The organism is Cohnella yongneupensis (genome assembly GCF_042655785.1).
GTDB classification, from domain to species: Bacteria; Bacillota; Bacilli; order Paenibacillales; family Paenibacillaceae; genus Cohnella; species Cohnella yongneupensis.
This window is the reverse complement of the sequence record NZ_JBHSNC010000012.1, coordinates 45,831-63,212: the sequence shown is the minus strand read 5'-3', so window position 1 is coordinate 63,212 and position 17,382 is coordinate 45,831. Positions and strand designations below refer to the sequence as shown.

The window sequence follows — 17,382 nt, the reverse complement described above, 5'->3', positions numbered from 1 at the left end:
GCTTGTCGCTTGTTTCTACGGTTGCCAGAGTCGCAAACTCGCCGACTTTGTCCTCAATGATCTTCTTGCTTTACTGATAGGAGAATAAGCCGACAGCAGCGACGAATATCACCAAGCTTACGAAGAAATGAAAAATAGCCGCATCCCTATCGAAAGACGTATTCTAGACCGACCGGAAGAAGCTTGGCCAATCCGATCCCACAGCCTGGTAATCCCATTTCCGTTCTTTTGCGCAGTCAGTTGCGATTCCCCCCGAAAGTCAAACGATGATCGTGCCGCTATTGCGCCGTATTGTACAAGCTCCGTAGCAGCAACTGGTCTTGAAGCTGGTCTTGAGTCAAAGGCGTGGATAAACTTGACTTCTTCACGACCACTTCCTTCAAGGAATCGGCAGAGAGGTCAAAGTAGTTGTCGCTGAAGCTGCAATCCGCATCGCTCAGCTTCAATTCCACGAATTTGGCGAACGCTTGTCCTCTCACGCGAATAACGAAGGCGTCTTGTTCCTCCAGAACGGTTGCCGTAAGATTCGGGTCGGCGAACAGGAAATGCTTCGGCTTCACGAACTGAACCGTACCTTCGCTGACCGTTACTCCATCCCTCTTCAAAGCAAATTCCAGATAGGCGGATCTCATGCGCGAAGTGTCCGACAGCTGCTCGGCGAAATCGAGCGACACGACCCTCATGCTGCTTAATCGAACGGATTCTACATCAATCGCCCCTTGCTCAAGCACATCCGTTCCTGCGTCACGAAGCTTCCATTCCAGTTGGGCGGACACCGTATCGAGCGATTCATTGGACACATGCAATTCAACCTTCGTTCCCGTCTCCATTGCCGATGCCAGAAGGGGATTGAAGAATCGCTTCGACGCATAATGCAGCGCCTTCCATCTTCCGAAAGAATCAATGCCCGACCATGAAGCTACCGGCCAGCTATCGTTAAGCTGCCAATAGATCGCTCCCATGCATCTGCCGCGATGCCGACGCCAATGCTCGACGCCGTATTTTATCGCTTCTGCCTGAAGAAGCTGGGACACATAGACTAGCGAATCCAAATCCTTGGGATACAGATAGTTTTCCGAAATCTGGGACAATATTTTCCCGTTTCCGCCCGGACACTTCTGATGCTGTTCCATAATGTACGAGAATACATTGCGATCTTCTTCGATCGTATACGATTCGATCGTCTTCATCTCGGGGAACGATTGGAACCCGAACTCGGAACAGAAGCGGAAGTAATGATCCCGATACGCCGTGAACGGCGTCGTCCCGTGCCACACGTCCCAGTAATGAACATCTCCGCGATTCGGATCGTTCGGTTTATCGAAGCTGCCGCCCGACGAAGGCGATGCAGGCCAATAGAAATGGTTCGGGTCATGCTCGGCCACGACTTCCGGAAGAAGAATCTCGAACTGCTTCAAATAATCGAAGCGATGCTTCGGCGTCTTCGGGAAGCCCCAATCTACCCAGCCCATCTCCATCTCGTTGTTGCCGCACCAGAGTCCGAAAGAGGCATGGTGGCGAATGCGACGAACATTATCGATCGCTTCCTTGCGTACCGTCTCGGTGAACGCCTCGTTCATGTCGAATACGGCGCAGGAGAACATGAAATCTTGCCAGACGATTAATCCGTACTCGTCGCACAGGTCGAAGAAGTAATCGTCCGGATAGACGCCGCCTCCCCAGACGCGAATCATGTTGTGATTCGCTGCCACGCAATCCCGAATGAGCCGTTCCGACCTGTCTCGATTGCAGCGGCTCAGTACGTTATCTTCAGGAATATAGTTGCCGCCCATTCCGAAGATCGCTACGCCATTAATGACAATCTCGAACGATTCGCCCCATTCGTCCGGTTCCCTCCTCACTTCTATCGTGCGCAGGCCGATTCGTTTCTGCTGACGATCCAAGAGGACTCCGTCATGCTTGAGCTCAATTTCCACTTCGTACAGAGGCTGCTTGCCATAGCCGTTCGGCCACCAGATCTGCGGATCATTGATTGATATTCGGATCGTCGTCTTCTGGTCTATTACGGACGCCGTTCCACGAATCGTGCTGCCGTTCGGCGCCGTTAATGCAACCTCGATATCAAACTGCGCGCCGGTCCAGTTGTCCGGCTGTACGACGACGTCCAGCACCACTTCATCTTCGCTATGGCGCTGAGTCATATAGACATCCTTCAGGCGCGATTCGGAATAAGTCTGAATGTAGATATTACGCCATATTCCCGCATCGGGAATGACGGGGCCCCAATCCCAGCCGAACATGTAATGCGCTTTGCGCAAATGCGCATAAGGCATGTTGTTCAAGTTCACCGACCATAGATCGACGGCCGCATTCTTCTCGTGAATATAGTTAACCGGTGAGCGGAACATAATATGAATGTCATTCTCGCCGAGTCGGATGTACGACTTCACATCGAATTCATAAGTGCGGTGCATGTTGTCTGTCGACGCAATCAAATGGCCATTGATCGTTACCTCGGCAAGTGTATCCAGACCCTCACAGACTAGCAGCACCTTATCCTGACCAAGCAAAGCCTCGTCCGCCTCGAATTTCCGGCGGTACTCATAATCGTGTTTGGCAAGCTCGATCGTATGCTTCTCGTTATCGCGGTAGAATGGATCTTCCAATAGCCCAAGATTCAGCAGATCGGCAACCACGGAGCCCGGAACCTGTCCGGATAGCCAACGATGCTCCGTTGCTTGCTTGAACTCCCACTCTCCATTTAAGTAGAATCTATTCAAAACGATGATTTCCCCTCTCTGACACTCACTATGAAGTTAAATTTCTCTGTTCTTGAATTGAGGGAGTACATCCTCATGTTGACTGATTAATTCACGGATCGCCAGAATGGCCTGCTTCTTGTCGCCAATTCCCGGATCAAGCATGACGGCTTCCTCTACCATCGTCCGATCTCCTAGCACGGCAGCATCGGCCACCAGGCTGTGCACGGCAGACACTTGGGAACACAACTCGCCTACAGGGCTTGGCAATCGATCAATGGCAACGCCTTGGATTTGGCCGTCCTTCACAATCGCCGGCACTTCCACGACAGCGCCCTCAGGCAGATTGGCAATGTAGCCCTTGTTGACGATGTTGACCATGTCCAGCTTCATTGGCGTGCCATGTACCAAAGCATCAATGACCAACCCCGGGCGCTCCCATGATCTTCCCTGCATAAGCGGCTGCCACGGTCCCGTGCCTGCCGCGGCAGCTTCCATCATTCTAATTCGTTCTACTCGTTCATTCGGATCGCCATGATAGCCCCCATGCGAATGAGCAGGCGTGGACAGATCGTAAGGCAGGAATTCTCCGGTATGCGAATCGCCGGCAAGCGGCAGCCAGCCATATTGCTCGAACCATTTGCCCGAAAGCTTATTCCATGACCATGCGCCTTGTTGAATGGCTTGTTTGACTTGCGGCATCAGATCTTCTCCGCTTTGCTTGTCGCGAACCGACAGCAGCCAGCTGAAATGGTTAAGACCCCCGCTTACGATATCCAGCTCACGTGGATTGCGGCCAAGCCATCCGCCGATTTGCTCGTACCCATTGATTCCTCCGTTGGCCACATTGCAGAAGCCCGCAGCGCGAATCGACGTATACCGAGTAATTGCAGTCATAACGCGCGGCAACGGGTTCGAAACGTTGAAGAGCCATGCGTTGGGACATAGGCGTTCCATATCTTTGGCAATTTCGAGCATTAACGGGATCGCACGCAGCGCATAAGAGATTCCCCCTACGCCGCCGCACTCGCTCGTGATTTCATTCAAACCGAACTTTTCAATGACGGCCCGATCCATCTCATAGCGTTTGATAATACCGACCGCTACCGAAGTGCTGACATAATCTGCTCCAAGCAGCGCTTCTTCCCTGCTCGTCGTTGATTCAATGTGCATCTCCACGCCTTGCTCGGATGCCATCCGACGAGCAATTCCCGCCATCGTCTCCGCCATTTGCCCGTTTACGTCCATCAATACCAGATGACTGTTGGGGAACTTTCTCTCCACGATCAGATCGTATAATAGCCCCATACTGAATACATAGCTTCCTGCGCCGATCATGGCGATTTTCGGTTTTTTCATTTTCATATACCTCCAAGTTATCTATTAAGTATTTATCAACCTACGACGCCCGAACGTTCAACGCTTTCAACGAAATACCGCTGAACGAATAAGTACAACAGGATGAGTGGCAAGATGGCGATGAGAATGCCGGTATCCACAACCATGGCCACATGGTTCGGATCGGGCTGCGCGCCTGGACTTGTACTCATTAGCGAATTGATGATATAGGCCGATGCATGAGAGGGCAGCGACGCGAGCTTATTTGAGATGAGCCCGGATTCACCCATGAAGATCGAAGTATAGAAGGTATCATTGTACTGCCAGACGAACGCAAACAGCATGACGGTAATGAGAGGCGGAATGGCGTTAGGCAGCATAATTCGGAAGAACGTCTTGATCCCTCCCGCGCCGTCGATGAGCGCCGCTTCTTCGATTTCTTTGGGCAGTCCTTTGAAGAACTGACGGAAAATATAAATGTACAAGCCGGATTTCAACCCGCTGGCCGTCATTGAAGTGATCAAGGATGGCGTTAGCGTATTGATCGTATTCACGCCGTCTTTGCCGGTAAACAGATGAATAAGTCCCAGAATATCGAAGTTTCTGAAATGCAAATACATCGGCACCATTAAAGTGCTCGTCGGGATGAGAATCGTTAAGACGACGAGTATGAACAACAGATTGCTGCCCGGAAACGAGAATCGGGCAAAGCCGTACCCGGCCAACGCGCATGAAGCGGCCTGCAGCAGCATCGTAATGATGACGAATAACAACGTACGGCCAAGCGACGGGAAGAAATTCATGATGTCGGCAGCCATCTTGATGTTCTCCCACGTGAAATGCTGCGGAACCAAGAAGATTGTCGGATTATAGATGTCTTGCTTATCCATGATCGCGACGGAAATTTTAAGAATGATCGGATAGAGGATAACGAATGAAATCCCAATAATAATGACATAACGGAACAACGACCATAGCGCTGCCGTCGATTTCGTCTTCGTTCGATTTAAGCGATATCGCAGCTCTTCCTTGCGCAGCAGCTTAGCAGGTATCATAGCCTTGAAGCCTCCCTTCGCGCTCATTAGTTTTGATAGAATACTTTCCTGGACACGACCGTGCCCACGACGATCAGAACGATTCCTATGACAAGCGTATACAGCCAGGACATGGCGGCGCTTAATCCGAAGTTAAGCGAATCGAATGCCGTCTTGTACACGGTTTGCGTAATCTTACTCTGCAAGAACGAATCGATGATCGTGTAAACAATATTCGTCAGAATGAGCGGACTAACCATCGGGAACGTAATCTTCCAGAACGATTCGTATGCCGTTGCGCCTTCGATCTTCGCCACTTCATACATCGCTCCCGGAATGGATTGCAGGGCAGCAAGGAAAATAAGAATTTGCACGCCCGAGCTGCTGATAATGTCATAAATACGCATGACCGCGCTAACGAGATAGTCTACGAATGCCGTAGGAACGCCGGCGTCGAGCAGCATATACATAAGCGACATCGTATCGAATTTGCCGGAGGCGCTGTTCATCTCCTCTGCGATATTCGCATCACCCAGCAAGTTCAGCAGCCCTGCCGACTCTGCGGCGCTAACAGCCGCGGAGGCCAGAATGACCGGCAGGAAGAACATTGCTCGGGCGAACGAACGGCCAAAAAACTTCTGATTGAGGAGCGTGGCCGAGAACAGGCTGAAAAATAGGATCAAAGGGACGTTAACCGCCATCTCCCCGACAGCTTCGATCAGCAATCTGTTGAAGTTGGCATCCTCAAACAATGCGAATTTAAAGTTGCTCCAGCCGACATACTCTAGTTCGTTGGTTGTAACATTCAGTTTGCTCATACTGTAACGGATAGACTGAATTAGCGGCGTGGCGAACAGGAATATAAACCCGAACAGCCAAGGAGCGATGAACGCCAATCCGAGAAACACTCGTTTTTGGCTCAAGGTCAATCTGGATTTCCTCATCCTTGGTCACCGCCTACTGCATAATTATGAGCTTCTATCGTCGTTCCGTTCACCGTTACCGGCTGCTCGCCGTAATTGACGTACACCGAGCTTCCGTTCTCATAGTTCACTTGAACGACGCTATCACTCAACAAGATGCGTTCCGTCATCCTGACATTGCGCAAAGGGGCAAGGACGCGATCGGCTTGTTCATACATGTCAACCGCCTGCTTATACCAATCCTCGTAAGCGATCGAATACATCGTGTCGAACTGCGTAAATTTAACATTGGATGAAGATTCGTATGACCACGTGAAGTGCGGCGACGCTCCCAATTCGATCGATTTCAGCAATTGCTTGCGAACGTTCTGCTCATCGTCGATATTGACGGGCTCTCCCGAATAATCGATATATCCGTGGATAACCATCTGATAGAACGGCACGTCTTCGTCCGTAATATTGAATTGGCTAGATGATGTCGGCACGTTGATCAGATGCTTGGCGTATGGCCAAGAGTAGGCATTTCCGCCCGTAATCATCAGCTCCGGAACGTTGTCCGCAGCATTCGCCAGCTGTGAGACGACAATCCGCTTAGCTGTCTCGCGATTAATGACACGATCTTCCCGGTAATCGGAATGAAGATCGTCGCCGAGATCTCTGAGAGCCAGGCTCTTCAATCCATATGAGGCATAGCTGTCTAAGAAACGGTCTACCAAATAAGGAAGCTTCGCCGGAGACAGAAGGTAATACGTTCCCAAATCATCGTTCATACGATTGAAGGAGCGATTGTAAGGAGCTCGTTCAGCCGCTTCATGGGTAATGAACCGAGCTGCATCCGAAGAAGGCGTGAAGCGCGCCGAGCCGTAAATAAGTTGGAATGCGACATCCGGGTACAACGCGCCGCCGTTATCCGTTAATTGCTGTACCAATTGCTTGAATTGCTTAGAACCTCCAAGAACGCCGTCGAGCTTGACCTTACTCGGAACCCCATGCTGGATTCCCTCGTTGAACCAGCCCAAATATCGCATTCGGATGTTCGATACGCCATCCTGATGAAGCCGATCTACGATTTGACCCGCCTGTTCGAACGTTGTCATGGAGACAAGAGCATCATAGGGAACGCTCAACAGCGATTTCTGCTTCGATATGGCGCCGACCATATCAACATAGAACGGCAGCTTCGCTTCCTGAAGCGGTCGAAGTAAGCCATACTCCCGCAGCTGACGCTGATATTCCGCAGCCATTCCCGCATAGCTCGCGTCCTCGCCCGACAGGAAGCTGTAGCGAATCTCGATATTTCCCTGATAGAGCTCGTCGGACATAATGGGGACCTCTTTGGTCTTGCCTCCAGAGGTCATTTCCAGCGTATCCTCGCCGCGAATGTTGAATCTGCTGTAGACATAATTGTAGGAATTCAGCTTGCCGCTAACGTCGGCATTGATGCTGGCAATCGCATCGCCTTGATCGATGACGGCAAACCATGCTCCTGCATCCTTCTTCATTCCATATACCGGCATCCGCACGCTTTCGCTAATTTGCGCGCGACTGCGGGTGTTCGCTGTTGGATCCGTTCCATAGACGGCTTGCACATAAGAATCGTCATTGATCTTTCCGTTATTCAGATAGATCAAGCTGCCCGTTCCGTCAGGCACGAGCATGTACCCGTTCTCGTCCGATCCGGCCGCACCGAAAAATTTCATCAGCTCGATCGTACGAATGGAATATCCCGCCTGCTCTTCAATATCTCCAACAGGGAGCGAGACGACCAATTGGTTATCGATGAGCCGGTATTCCAACGGTATGACGAATTTAGGCTTGTCCGAGATACTCTCGCCGACGACCCCATTCTCTTCGTTATCGATCGCCAGGTCCTCTTCCGTATATCCGGCTTTATCGAATGCCGCTACCATCTTGGAAAGCACGAGATCCCTGGATACGGTCGTGTCGAGCCTCTCGAACACGTTAGGGTCGGTTTTTAATGGATAATAACGCGCAAATACGTATTTGGCCGTCGAATCATCCAGATTGTTCAATACCCGCTCTTCAAACCTCTGTTTACTAATATATTTGGGCAGTACTTCGATGCCCCTGGACATATCCCCGAGCGTATACGTAACCCGTATGCCGTCCTGAATGCTCTCAGCGGTAAATTGCCCCTTATCGATGCTTTGAGCGAAATTCGAGTAAGCGTTCAGCGTGGTCAGCTTGTCCCGGAATTGAATCGTGAACTGCGAGGACATATTCTCCTTCTCGAACGGCAACGCTTTATTGTCCTGATCGCGGCTTGGCGGGTTCGTGTACCAGATTTGACCGCTGCGACGATCCCGTACCGCTGCCTCCGTTGTTTCGGGGTTATAGTACAGAGCCAGACTGCCGGATTCCGCTACAAGCTTCATATCGGGAACGCCCTCGGAATCGTCCTTCAGAAAGGTCAGCTGGGCACCATTCTCCTGCTCTGCATGACCCGGTTCGAAGAGAGCCTTATCCGCCGCGGGCATACCGCGCTGAGACAGCACAAGCGCAATAACGAGAATGATCACGATAACGCCTACGGTTACGAAGCCTGCAGCCGCATATTTTCGTTTGTTGTTTAACATGGATGCGGCCTCCTTACACTCTGAATACCAGCTCGGTGTATAAATTACGGATAAAGTCGACGATTTGCTGAATCATGCTGAACATGAGCATGGCTAGAAAAACGATGATGGCCATAACGAGCAGCGTAAGCAGCATCGTAACCAGTGACTTGGTCGCCGTATATTGATGCACGGTCATCGTGCCGACGAACAATAGAAACACGAACCATAGGAGCGCGAACGAATTAAACAAGTAATAAAAAGAAGTCTCTTCCTGCGCCATGAAATTGCTAATGATCGTCATGGGCAAATAGATGAGAATAATCGGAACGAGCGAGTACGCCAATACCATCACGATATCTTTGAACTTGCCTTCGCCTTCCATTAGCGTCGTTACCGACCAATTCGATACGCACCATAAGAAGAAAGGAATCACGATGAATTTCAACTCGTCGATGCCGTTTATATAGCGCGGATCGTTCATGTTCACCAAGAACCCGGCATATTGCTTCTGCAAGATCATCACGATGACGAGGAGAAAGACGATCGAGAAAGCAACGCTCAACCGCCCTTTCCCCTCATGCTTCATGTCCCAAAACCCATCGAACGGGCGGGTAATCAACCGCAGCGGAAATTTAATCGAATTGTGCACGTCGGTCAATCCTCCTTCTTCTCCACGTTCTCCAAATTTTGAATGCGATCCAGGCCAGCAGCAGGATGACAAGCGATGTCAGGAAGGTTCCGACATTCTCTTTCATAAGTTCTTTGCGGTGCTGCTTGAAAGCGGTGGAGTAGTACTTGCGATTCATGCCCTGCTTGAAGTATGAGATCGCTTCTCCGCTTCGCTTCTCCATAAGCAGCGCCTTGCCGATTCCGATATAGGCGATGTCATAGTTGGCGTTCAAGCGAAGCACCTCTCTCCAAGCGTTGGCCGCATTATCTTCGTCCCCGTTATAGTGGTAAGCTACCGCATCGTTGACCTTCTGGCCGAATTCAGTCGTCTCGAACAACACGATCCTAGCTGCGCCTCGATCCAGAACAACGATGCTGTCTCCGATCGCTTCGACGGCTGCAGGCGATTTGAACGTCCCAAGCTGGTTGCCCATGCCGCCGAACATATAGAGCATATTGCCTTCGCCGTCATAGGTGAACAGCCGCCCGCGAAGCGAGTCGAGCGCGATGTACTTCCCGTTATCCAGCACTTTGATATCGGTCAGCTTAGACGGACCGTTCATCGCGCCGTAGATAGGAAAGCGGACATCTCCCTTCACCGGGAGATTGCCATATCGCTTCAGTACGTCTTCGCCGGACGGGTTCAGACGCTTAATCGGCACATCCGAGCCCGGGTCGATATTCGTCGCGTATACGAAGCCTTTGCTGTCGATATCTACGCTGGCAAACTCCGTCGGAACGTAGAGTGCCATCTTCTCCCGCTGCGCCTTCGTCGCAAATTTGCGCCAAAGCAAATCCGTGGGGTTGCTCTTGATCTTGATCGTGCCGACATAGCCGATAAACCGATCCTGCTCATCGAACTGCATAATGCCTTCGAATATGCCCCGTGCAATGACGAAGACGCGATTCGCGTTGTCGACGGTAATTTTGCGCGGATAAAAGGCAAAGCTCTGCGGCAGCACATCCGATTGCGGCTTCTGAATGACTCGGATCAGCATGCCTTCCGTCGACAATACGACGACCCGCTGATTTTCCGTATCCGCGACGTAAATGCGATCATCCTTGACGAAGATTCCTTCCGGATTGTTGAACCCGTCCGTCTTCCCGTTATTGTCGAATTCGGTCAGGATGCGCACGAGCTTCCAATCGGAATCCGCAACGACGATGCGATTGTTGCCGCTGTCCAGGACATAGATCAATCCCTCTTTCGAGACGTACATGTCCTTCGGTTCTTTGAAGCTTCCGGCGCCGAAGTCCGTTCCCGATATGGACTTGGATGGAAGATAAGGAGCCGGTATTGCGACCGCTTCTGCATAATAGTTATAGATATAGCTCTCATAAGGCGCTGAAGCATTCGCCGTTGGGGCGCTTGATAACAACACAACCCCTGCAACGATACCGAGCGTCCATTTTTTCAAATCCATCCGCCTCTCCCCCTCTAATCCTTCATCCCGGAAGTGGCCATCGTTTCGATAATCCGGCTTTGCGAGAAGACGAACAATGTAATCGGTACGCTCATGAGCAACAGCGCGACTGCGGAGCCTACGCCGGCGCGGGAGATCCCGCCTTGAATAATCTGGTTCGTAGCGTAGTGCAGCGTCTTGAGCTGCTCGCTATAGATAAACCCATTACCGTCCGTCCCCCACAGAATCTGGAACAGCAAGATGATCAGCGTCAGCCATGCCGGTCTGACGTTAGGCATGACGACAGTCCAGAATATCCGGTATTCGTTGGCTCCGTCGATCTTAGCAGCCTCCAATAACGCATCGGGAATTTGCTCCATGAATTGCTTCATCAGATACAATCCCAACGGATAAGCGAACGCTGGAATGATGACCGCCCAGTACGTATCGACCAGGTGCAGCCACGACATGATCATGTAGTTCGGAATCGCCGTGACCTGCGGGGTGAACATCAACGAAAGCACGACAATCGTGAAGAAAGTTTTCTTGCCTGGGAAGTGGTGCTTGGCCAGCGGATATGCCGCAGCCGATGCCAGCAGCACGTGACCGACAATCCCGAGACCGGTAATAAATACGGTATTGAAGATGTAGCGGGTGAACGGAACCCAAGATGTCGTGAGTAAGCTGAACAAATCCGAGAAGTTGCCCAACGTCGGATTGCGCACGAACAGCGTCGGCGGGAATACAAAGATTTCATCCAGGGGCTTGAACGCCGCATTGATCGCGTAGATGAGCGGCAGCACCATGAATGCGCCTATAGCGACAAGAAACACAAACAAAACCACAGTACCCGCAAAAGAACGGTTAACCCGCTTTCGGCGCACCCGCAAAGCAATATTCATGTTCGTCACTCACCTACCCTTCTCAGGAATTTTTGAACGATCAAGTTCGTTCCCACCATTATGCAGAAGAGGACCGTGGCGATTGCCGAAGCATAGCCCATCTCGAATCGAATCGTACCGAAGTCGATCAAGTGCGTGACGATCGTCTCCGCCGCATAGTTGACGCTCGGCGAGCCTGCAAGGTTAATGGAGACGTCGGCCACGGCGAATGAGGTCGTCAACTGAATGACGGCTCCGAACATCAATTGCGGCTTCATCGAAGGCAGCGTAATATACCACAGCTCCTGCCAGCGGTTTTTGATTCCATCTACGGCGCCGGCTTCGTATAGCGTTCTGTCGACCGTCTGCAGACCGGCGATGAACGCCAGGAATCCAGTCCCTAAGCTTAGCCACAATTGAACGAGAATAATAATGATCAGAATATAGTCTTCATTCTTCAGCCATTGAATCGGTTCCAATAGTACCCCAAGCTTGATAAGCAGACCGTTCGCGATCCCGTACCTGTCGCCCGAGAAGATCATCTGCCAGATGAAGTAGATATTCCCTGATATAGAAGGCGCATAGAACACCAGAGTCAGGATTGCCCGCATCTTCGGATTCAGCTCATTAATGATCCAAGCGAAGATAAAGCAGGCGATATAGCTGAGCGGACCCGTAATCGCCGCGAACAACAGCGTATTCTTGACGGCGATTAGGAAGATGTCGTCTTCAAGGAACAACCGGGTATAATTCTGCCATCCGATAAATCTTGGTGCCTCCAGCATGTTGAAGTACGTAAAGCTGAGGATGAGCGACATGACAACCGGCAATATCGTAAACAAAATAAATAAGAGAGAATAAGGCATCATCAAAAAGTAGGAATGCTTGGACGATTTGATTTGCTTTTTTCTATACGCCCACCAAGAGGGAGGCTTATGGGAAGGCTTGTTAGCTCCGCTGTTGCTGCTCATCGATTGTTGCATCCTTAACCCCTCCCTCAATTCGGCAGACCGAATTCATTACGCTTCAAGCGGATTTCATCTTGGACATATTGCGAATAAGTAATAATGGCTTCTCGCGGGTCAACCTGCTTATTGACGACCTTATAGAAAGCATTCATCAGATGACGTCCGGTGAAGTAACCTCCCGGCACCTCAGGGATCCCCTGCACCCATTCGAATTGAGCTTTCAAATTTTTATAGTCGTTAATCGGCCACGGCAATCGATCGAGCGCCTCGATATTGGCCGTCGGGTACCGTGCGGCAGCGCCCATCAGACCTTCCATTTCACGGCCGAACATCGTTTGAACGTCCGTGCTCGTCCACCATTTCATAAATTCCCACGCGGCATCCTTATCTTCCGCCTGCTTCAGCATAATGACGGCGTTGCCGCCGCCCGGCACCTCGCGATTGATCGTACCGTCTTGTTGAAGAGTACCCGGGACAGGCGCGAATCCCCACATCCCCCGAATTTCAGGAGCGGAGACGGACAGCTGGTTGTACGTAGTGTAATCCGCAATGCCGACTGGCATTTCCCCGGTTCTGAACCGGCTCGCAAAGTCGTATTCCACCGTCAGCTTGTAGTCCGTGTAGTATTCCGTCCATTGCTTGAACGCTTCGACACCCTTAGCGGAATCTAGAGAGGACTCTTTACCGTCATTCCGATAAAATTCGCCGCCCGATTGAAGCAGCTTCATGGCGTAGACCGAGTTCGGTGCGAGATTCTCGCCCGGATAGCTCGGCTGCGTCGTAATCGGAAGTCCGAACTCCATATGGTTCTTATTCAGCACGGCAAGCTGCTTCTCGACATCCTCCCACGTTTGCGGAACGTTCAGCCCAAGCTCCTTGAGGATGTCCTTGCGATAGAACAGCATATTGAACGTTTGCGTTTCCGGCAGCGCATATACCCCACTGTTGTAGGTGTACGGCACCATCGCACTGGACCGGAATCTTTGCGAGACGCTCTCGAAGTCGTTGAATCGCGCCAAATTCTCCACGGCGTTGCGCATGGCGTAGTTGACGGGTATATCGTTGCCGATTTGCATCGCCACATCCGGACCTTGTCCAGCCAGCGTCGCAGGAAGCAACGTTTGCATTTGTACTAGCTTCAAGTTAACGCTGATGCCCGTCTTGGGCGTGAATGTCTCGTCGATCAACGACTTGATCGTCGTCGCCTGATCGCGTCCGCTGCCGATCCATACGGTTATCGTCTTCTTGTTGCGATCGGCGACATCTCCGACCTGGTTATAGTCAATAATGAAGGAATAGAAGAAAGTAAGGATTAGATGCCACAGTCTAGCGAAGAACGACGCTTTGCCGCTTGGCAGCTTCTCCGAGGGAGAGGCGATGTAGATCGCATCGATCTCGAGCGGCTGCTCCTTGGCTTTTAATATCCATGTGCCGATACCACCCGTATTGACTTTGAATGCCTTCAATCTGCTTGGAATCGTATCGGGATTAGCGATCATTTCATCCAATTGCAGGCTCATCGTCTTGAGCAGCGCTTCCTGGTCGCTGCTCTGCCCGGATAACGACTTCAATCGATCGACAACCGTCTTCAACCGGTCGCTTTCGGTTTGAAAGCCTTCAATGAGACCGGGGATTTGTTTATCCAAGCGATAATCTCTTATCTCATCAGGCGCTGTACCGGTAACCATCAATATTTTGCGATACTGCGTATTCAGATTTAAGAGACTTTGCTCTACCTCGCGAATAAGCGCAGCATATTGTCCCAGACTGACTTCCAATCGAAGAACGTGCTTACCTTCGGTCAGATGGAACATATACGGATCATCATCGCCCATGACGTCCATGCGATAACTCTTGTTATACTTGAATGCAACTTCATCCATTTCGGCGAAAGGCACGCTGCCGTCAATCGTAAGTCTGCGGGTCGAATAGATGCCGCGGACGAAGTTCTGCTTCGATTTAAATCCGATTTTATACAAGCCGTCTTCCGGAACGGTAACTTCCCATTCGATCCACTGACCGGAAAGCCTCCAATTGTAACCGCCAATCGTATTGATTTTGACTTTGGATGCGCTGTAAGGGTAGACGGCCGGACTTGAGCGATCGGATAACGGATATAGCGTCGGCGATGATTTACTTGCAGCATCTTCGCCTTGAACTACGATCAATTGTCCTTCCGATTCCTTCAATCCCTGTTCCTCGTACTGTTTCCGAAGCTCTTCATACGGGAGCGGTTCATCCACTTGATATATTTTGAGATATCGAATGATCATCGGCTCTCTCTGCGAGACCATCGTCAACGTGTGTTTCCCTTGGGATAAGTAGAACAAATAAGGCGCCTCGTGATAGCCTTCCATGTCTTTAAAGACTTCTTCTTGCCATCTAGGACGCTCGACTTGCTTAGGGCGCAATTCATTGCCCTGATTGTCTGCTAATGTATCGGCAGATTCATTGCCCCACATGCGTTGAAACTGTAAATAGTTGGCCTCTTTGAACGGTATTGCCCCGTCGATCAGCAACGATCGCTCGATGTCCGAACTCTTTCCTTCCATAGGAAAGTACAGCGCGGACATGTTATATAGCCCATCTTCTTCTACGTTAATTTCCCATTCAATCGATCCTTGCTCTTCCGTTGCGATCGAAGTGCCTGCAACGCCTTCATAGTCCTCAAGCTTCCGCGCTTCCATTCCCTTGATGCCTGAATAGTCGGAAGCATTCACAATGATCTCCCGCTTCGGGCGGACTTTGTCCCCAAGTTGCACCATGTAATCTATATAAGGCATGCGATCGTCAGTAGCATCCAACAGATCGGAACCATAATCGAGAGGCTCCTCAATCGGATCAACATGATTCTCCAAGGCATAGGCGACCTGTAGTTTCCCGCCGGGGACTAGACCTGGGGTCGAGAACAGCAGAACAACAGCCATAGCCGTTAACATATATTTTTTGAACCCTTGTTTCCTTTTCAATGTCAGTCCTCCGTTACCCATTCCGCATCTCTTGCATGACGCCGACGATTGAAATAAAAAATTTGAACAGGAAATTTCCGTTTGCACGGAAATTTCCTGACCACTGGCAACTCTTCTTGTCCGATTATTTCTTATTGATCGAGTCCATGGAAGCTTGAGCTTGTTGTTTATATTTCTCTACGGTTGCCGTAACGGAAGCGTTATTGTCGATAATTTCCTGTACCGCCGTATACCAAGGATAGTCCGGATAAGCCGCATCCAAGGTCAGCAAGCCCGTTCCAACAATGTGCTCGCGCAGCATTTGGATGTCTTCCTCATGCTTGTAGCGCTCTTCCAAATAGTTTTGCGAAGGATATTCTTCGTATGCCGGAATGTTCTGCATTTCTTCGTAAATGTGGAATACAACATCCGGATTTTTTACGCCTTTAGGGATGAACAAGCCGTGGCCTTCAAGAGCGTACGTATAATCTTTGCTTCCTTTAGGGCCCATTGGAATCGGTACGAGACCGAAGTCGAACGGCAGCTCCCACATTTGCCAGTCTGCCGTAATGAACATTGCGACGTCCCCGTCTTTGAATGTATCTTGCTCTTCCCAGTTGGATTTTTTGCCCGTTTTGATTTTCACGACGTTGTCTACGTTATATAGCTTGTTAACGAACTCAAGCGCTTCGATCGTAGCCGGATTGGTCAAGCCTTCCGTACCCGTAGCATCGTCCGCGATCTTCGCGCCGTTCGATGCCGCGAAGTCTCTAGCTGCTTTTGCTGCCCAGCCGGAGAAGCCCCATACGTCGATTTTACCGTCGTTATCCGTATCCTTCGTCGCCGCTTTGGCGATCTCAAGGAACTTGTCCCATGTCCATTCGCCGTTGTTGTACAGTTCATGCGGGTCTGGCAAGCCCAGCTTCTTGAAGAGATCGCGATTATAGTGCATCATTACCGCATTGTTGCCGACTCCGTCGAAGCCGTATTCTACACCTGCGATTGGGGGCGCTTTCACAAGAAGCTTGTTTGCATTGTTAATATCAGAGGTCGGAGAAGCGAACTCGCTCATTGGCGTTAATTGACCGTTCAACGCAGCCGGAAGCGCTTTCGTGTATTCAATTCTGATAATATCCGCGAACGGTTCGCCAGCGAGCGTCGTCGTAACGAATTTCTCGTTAATTTCTTCCGATGGTAGAGAGATGTACTTGATTTTTACGTTGTACAGTTTTTCCAGCTCGGCGATTTTGTCCAACCGCGCCTTGCCTGCGGCAGTATCATCAGTTGGCGTACCATCCCAGTTTTGTGCAATTTGAATCGTACGACCACCCAAGTCGACCGGCGCAACTTCAGGACTGCTCTCCGGACTGCTCTCTGGGCTGCTTTCCGGGCTGCTAACCGCGCTGGCTGGCGCGCTGCTGCTCGCTTCGTTGTTTTTGTCTCCATTACCGCAGGCCGCCAGGATCGTCACTAACATTGCGCAAATGATAAGGGATGCAATATTTCTTGTTTTCTTCATCTTTATTCCTCCCAAATTTTCGACATAAATCGACAAAAATTACCATCACTGAATGATAGTATTTCGAGATTACCAGAAACTACATGAATCACAACTTGTTATGTTGTTTGGGACAATTCACTTCCGACTACTGCTTTAACGTCAAACGATGATCCTTTGCCGATCTTTAAAGTCAAACCCCGCAATGGAACGCATGTACTTGCCACAACTCGCCATTTTATTGAAAGCGCCACCACCATTCGACAAACTGTTATATCGTTAGCCAAAACTGATACTAACATTGTCCATAATTTAGGTCAATACTTTTTGCTGAAATAGATAACAAATGTTTTTTGATATCGAAATTATGTTATTTAATTGTTTGTTCGTTACGCAGGAATAAAAAAAAAGAACGAGCTCG

At 50.4% G+C, this 17,382-nt stretch carries 11 protein-coding genes; all 11 read right to left on the bottom strand.

The window, feature by feature from the left end; genetic code table 11:
- Window positions 1–278: 278 nt before the first annotated feature.
- Complete coding sequence (locus ACFPQ4_RS04635) at window positions 279–2,741, bottom strand: beta-mannosidase (protein WP_378110602.1); 2,463 nt, start codon at window positions 2,739–2,741, stop codon at window positions 279–281.
- Window positions 2,742–2,777: 36 nt separating this feature from the next.
- Window positions 2,778–4,079 (bottom strand): family 4 glycosyl hydrolase, encoded by a 1,302-nt coding sequence (locus tag ACFPQ4_RS04630; protein ID WP_378110601.1) that lies wholly within the window; start codon window positions 4,077–4,079, stop codon window positions 2,778–2,780.
- 35 nt (window positions 4,080–4,114) lie between these two features.
- Window positions 4,115–5,113 carry a carbohydrate ABC transporter permease gene (locus ACFPQ4_RS04625; RefSeq protein ID WP_378110600.1) on the bottom strand — a complete coding sequence of 333 codons (999 nt, stop codon included), beginning with the start codon at window positions 5,111–5,113 and terminating at the stop codon, window positions 4,115–4,117.
- 26 nt (window positions 5,114–5,139) lie between these two features.
- Window positions 5,140–6,036 (bottom strand): carbohydrate ABC transporter permease, encoded by an 897-nt coding sequence (locus tag ACFPQ4_RS04620; RefSeq protein WP_378110599.1) that lies wholly within the window; start codon window positions 6,034–6,036, stop codon window positions 5,140–5,142.
- Complete coding sequence (locus ACFPQ4_RS04615; RefSeq protein ID WP_378110598.1) at window positions 6,033–8,612, bottom strand: DUF5696 domain-containing protein; 2,580 nt, start codon at window positions 8,610–8,612, stop codon at window positions 6,033–6,035. Before ACFPQ4_RS04615 ends, ACFPQ4_RS04620 begins: the two co-directional genes overlap by 4 nt.
- 13 nt (window positions 8,613–8,625) lie before the next feature.
- A complete protein-coding gene (locus tag ACFPQ4_RS04610; RefSeq protein WP_378110597.1) occupies window positions 8,626–9,243 on the bottom strand; it encodes a YIP1 family protein in 618 nt (205 codons plus the stop codon).
- Window positions 9,227–10,687, bottom strand: coding sequence for a gluconolactonase (locus ACFPQ4_RS04605; protein ID WP_378110596.1), 1,461 nt, complete (start codon window positions 10,685–10,687; stop codon window positions 9,227–9,229). Before ACFPQ4_RS04605 ends, ACFPQ4_RS04610 begins: the two co-directional genes overlap by 17 nt.
- A 14-nt stretch (window positions 10,688–10,701) precedes the next feature.
- Window positions 10,702–11,568, bottom strand: a complete 867-nt coding sequence (locus ACFPQ4_RS04600; protein ID WP_378110667.1) for a carbohydrate ABC transporter permease — start codon at window positions 11,566–11,568, stop codon at window positions 10,702–10,704.
- Between the two features lie 5 nt (window positions 11,569–11,573).
- Window positions 11,574–12,530: a carbohydrate ABC transporter permease gene (locus tag ACFPQ4_RS04595; RefSeq protein WP_378110594.1), complete on the bottom strand. Its 957-nt coding sequence runs from the start codon at window positions 12,528–12,530 to the stop codon at window positions 11,574–11,576.
- Window positions 12,531–12,544: 14 nt separating this feature from the next.
- Entirely contained in the window at window positions 12,545–15,484 is a 2,940-nt protein-coding gene (locus ACFPQ4_RS04590; RefSeq protein ID WP_417287992.1) for an extracellular solute-binding protein, read from the bottom strand.
- Window positions 15,485–15,608: 124 nt separating this feature from the next.
- Window positions 15,609–16,982: an ABC transporter substrate-binding protein gene (locus tag ACFPQ4_RS04585; protein ID WP_378110592.1), complete on the bottom strand. Its 1,374-nt coding sequence runs from the start codon at window positions 16,980–16,982 to the stop codon at window positions 15,609–15,611.
- Window positions 16,983–17,382: the final 400 nt, after the last annotated feature.

What these genes read in the sequence shown, in the direction of transcription:
- ACFPQ4_RS04630 (WP_378110601.1), bottom strand. Translation starts at nt 4,079, where the DNA reads ATGAAAAAACCGAAAATCGCCATGATCGGCGCAGGAAGCTATGTATTC.
- ACFPQ4_RS04625 (WP_378110600.1), bottom strand. Translation starts at nt 5,113, where the DNA reads ATGATACCTGCTAAGCTGCTGCGCAAGGAAGAGCTGCGATATCGCTTA.
- ACFPQ4_RS04620 (WP_378110599.1), bottom strand. Translation starts at nt 6,036, where the DNA reads ATGAGGAAATCCAGATTGACCTTGAGCCAAAAACGAGTGTTTCTCGGA.
- ACFPQ4_RS04615 (WP_378110598.1), bottom strand. Translation starts at nt 8,612, where the DNA reads ATGTTAAACAACAAACGAAAATATGCGGCTGCAGGCTTCGTAACCGTA.
- ACFPQ4_RS04605 (WP_378110596.1), bottom strand. Translation starts at nt 10,687, where the DNA reads ATGGATTTGAAAAAATGGACGCTCGGTATCGTTGCAGGGGTTGTGTTG.
- ACFPQ4_RS04600 (WP_378110667.1), bottom strand. Translation starts at nt 11,568, where the DNA reads ATGAATATTGCTTTGCGGGTGCGCCGAAAGCGGGTTAACCGTTCTTTT.
- ACFPQ4_RS04595 (WP_378110594.1), bottom strand. Translation starts at nt 12,530, where the DNA reads ATGCAACAATCGATGAGCAGCAACAGCGGAGCTAACAAGCCTTCCCAT.
- ACFPQ4_RS04585 (WP_378110592.1), bottom strand. Translation starts at nt 16,982, where the DNA reads ATGAAGAAAACAAGAAATATTGCATCCCTTATCATTTGCGCAATGTTA.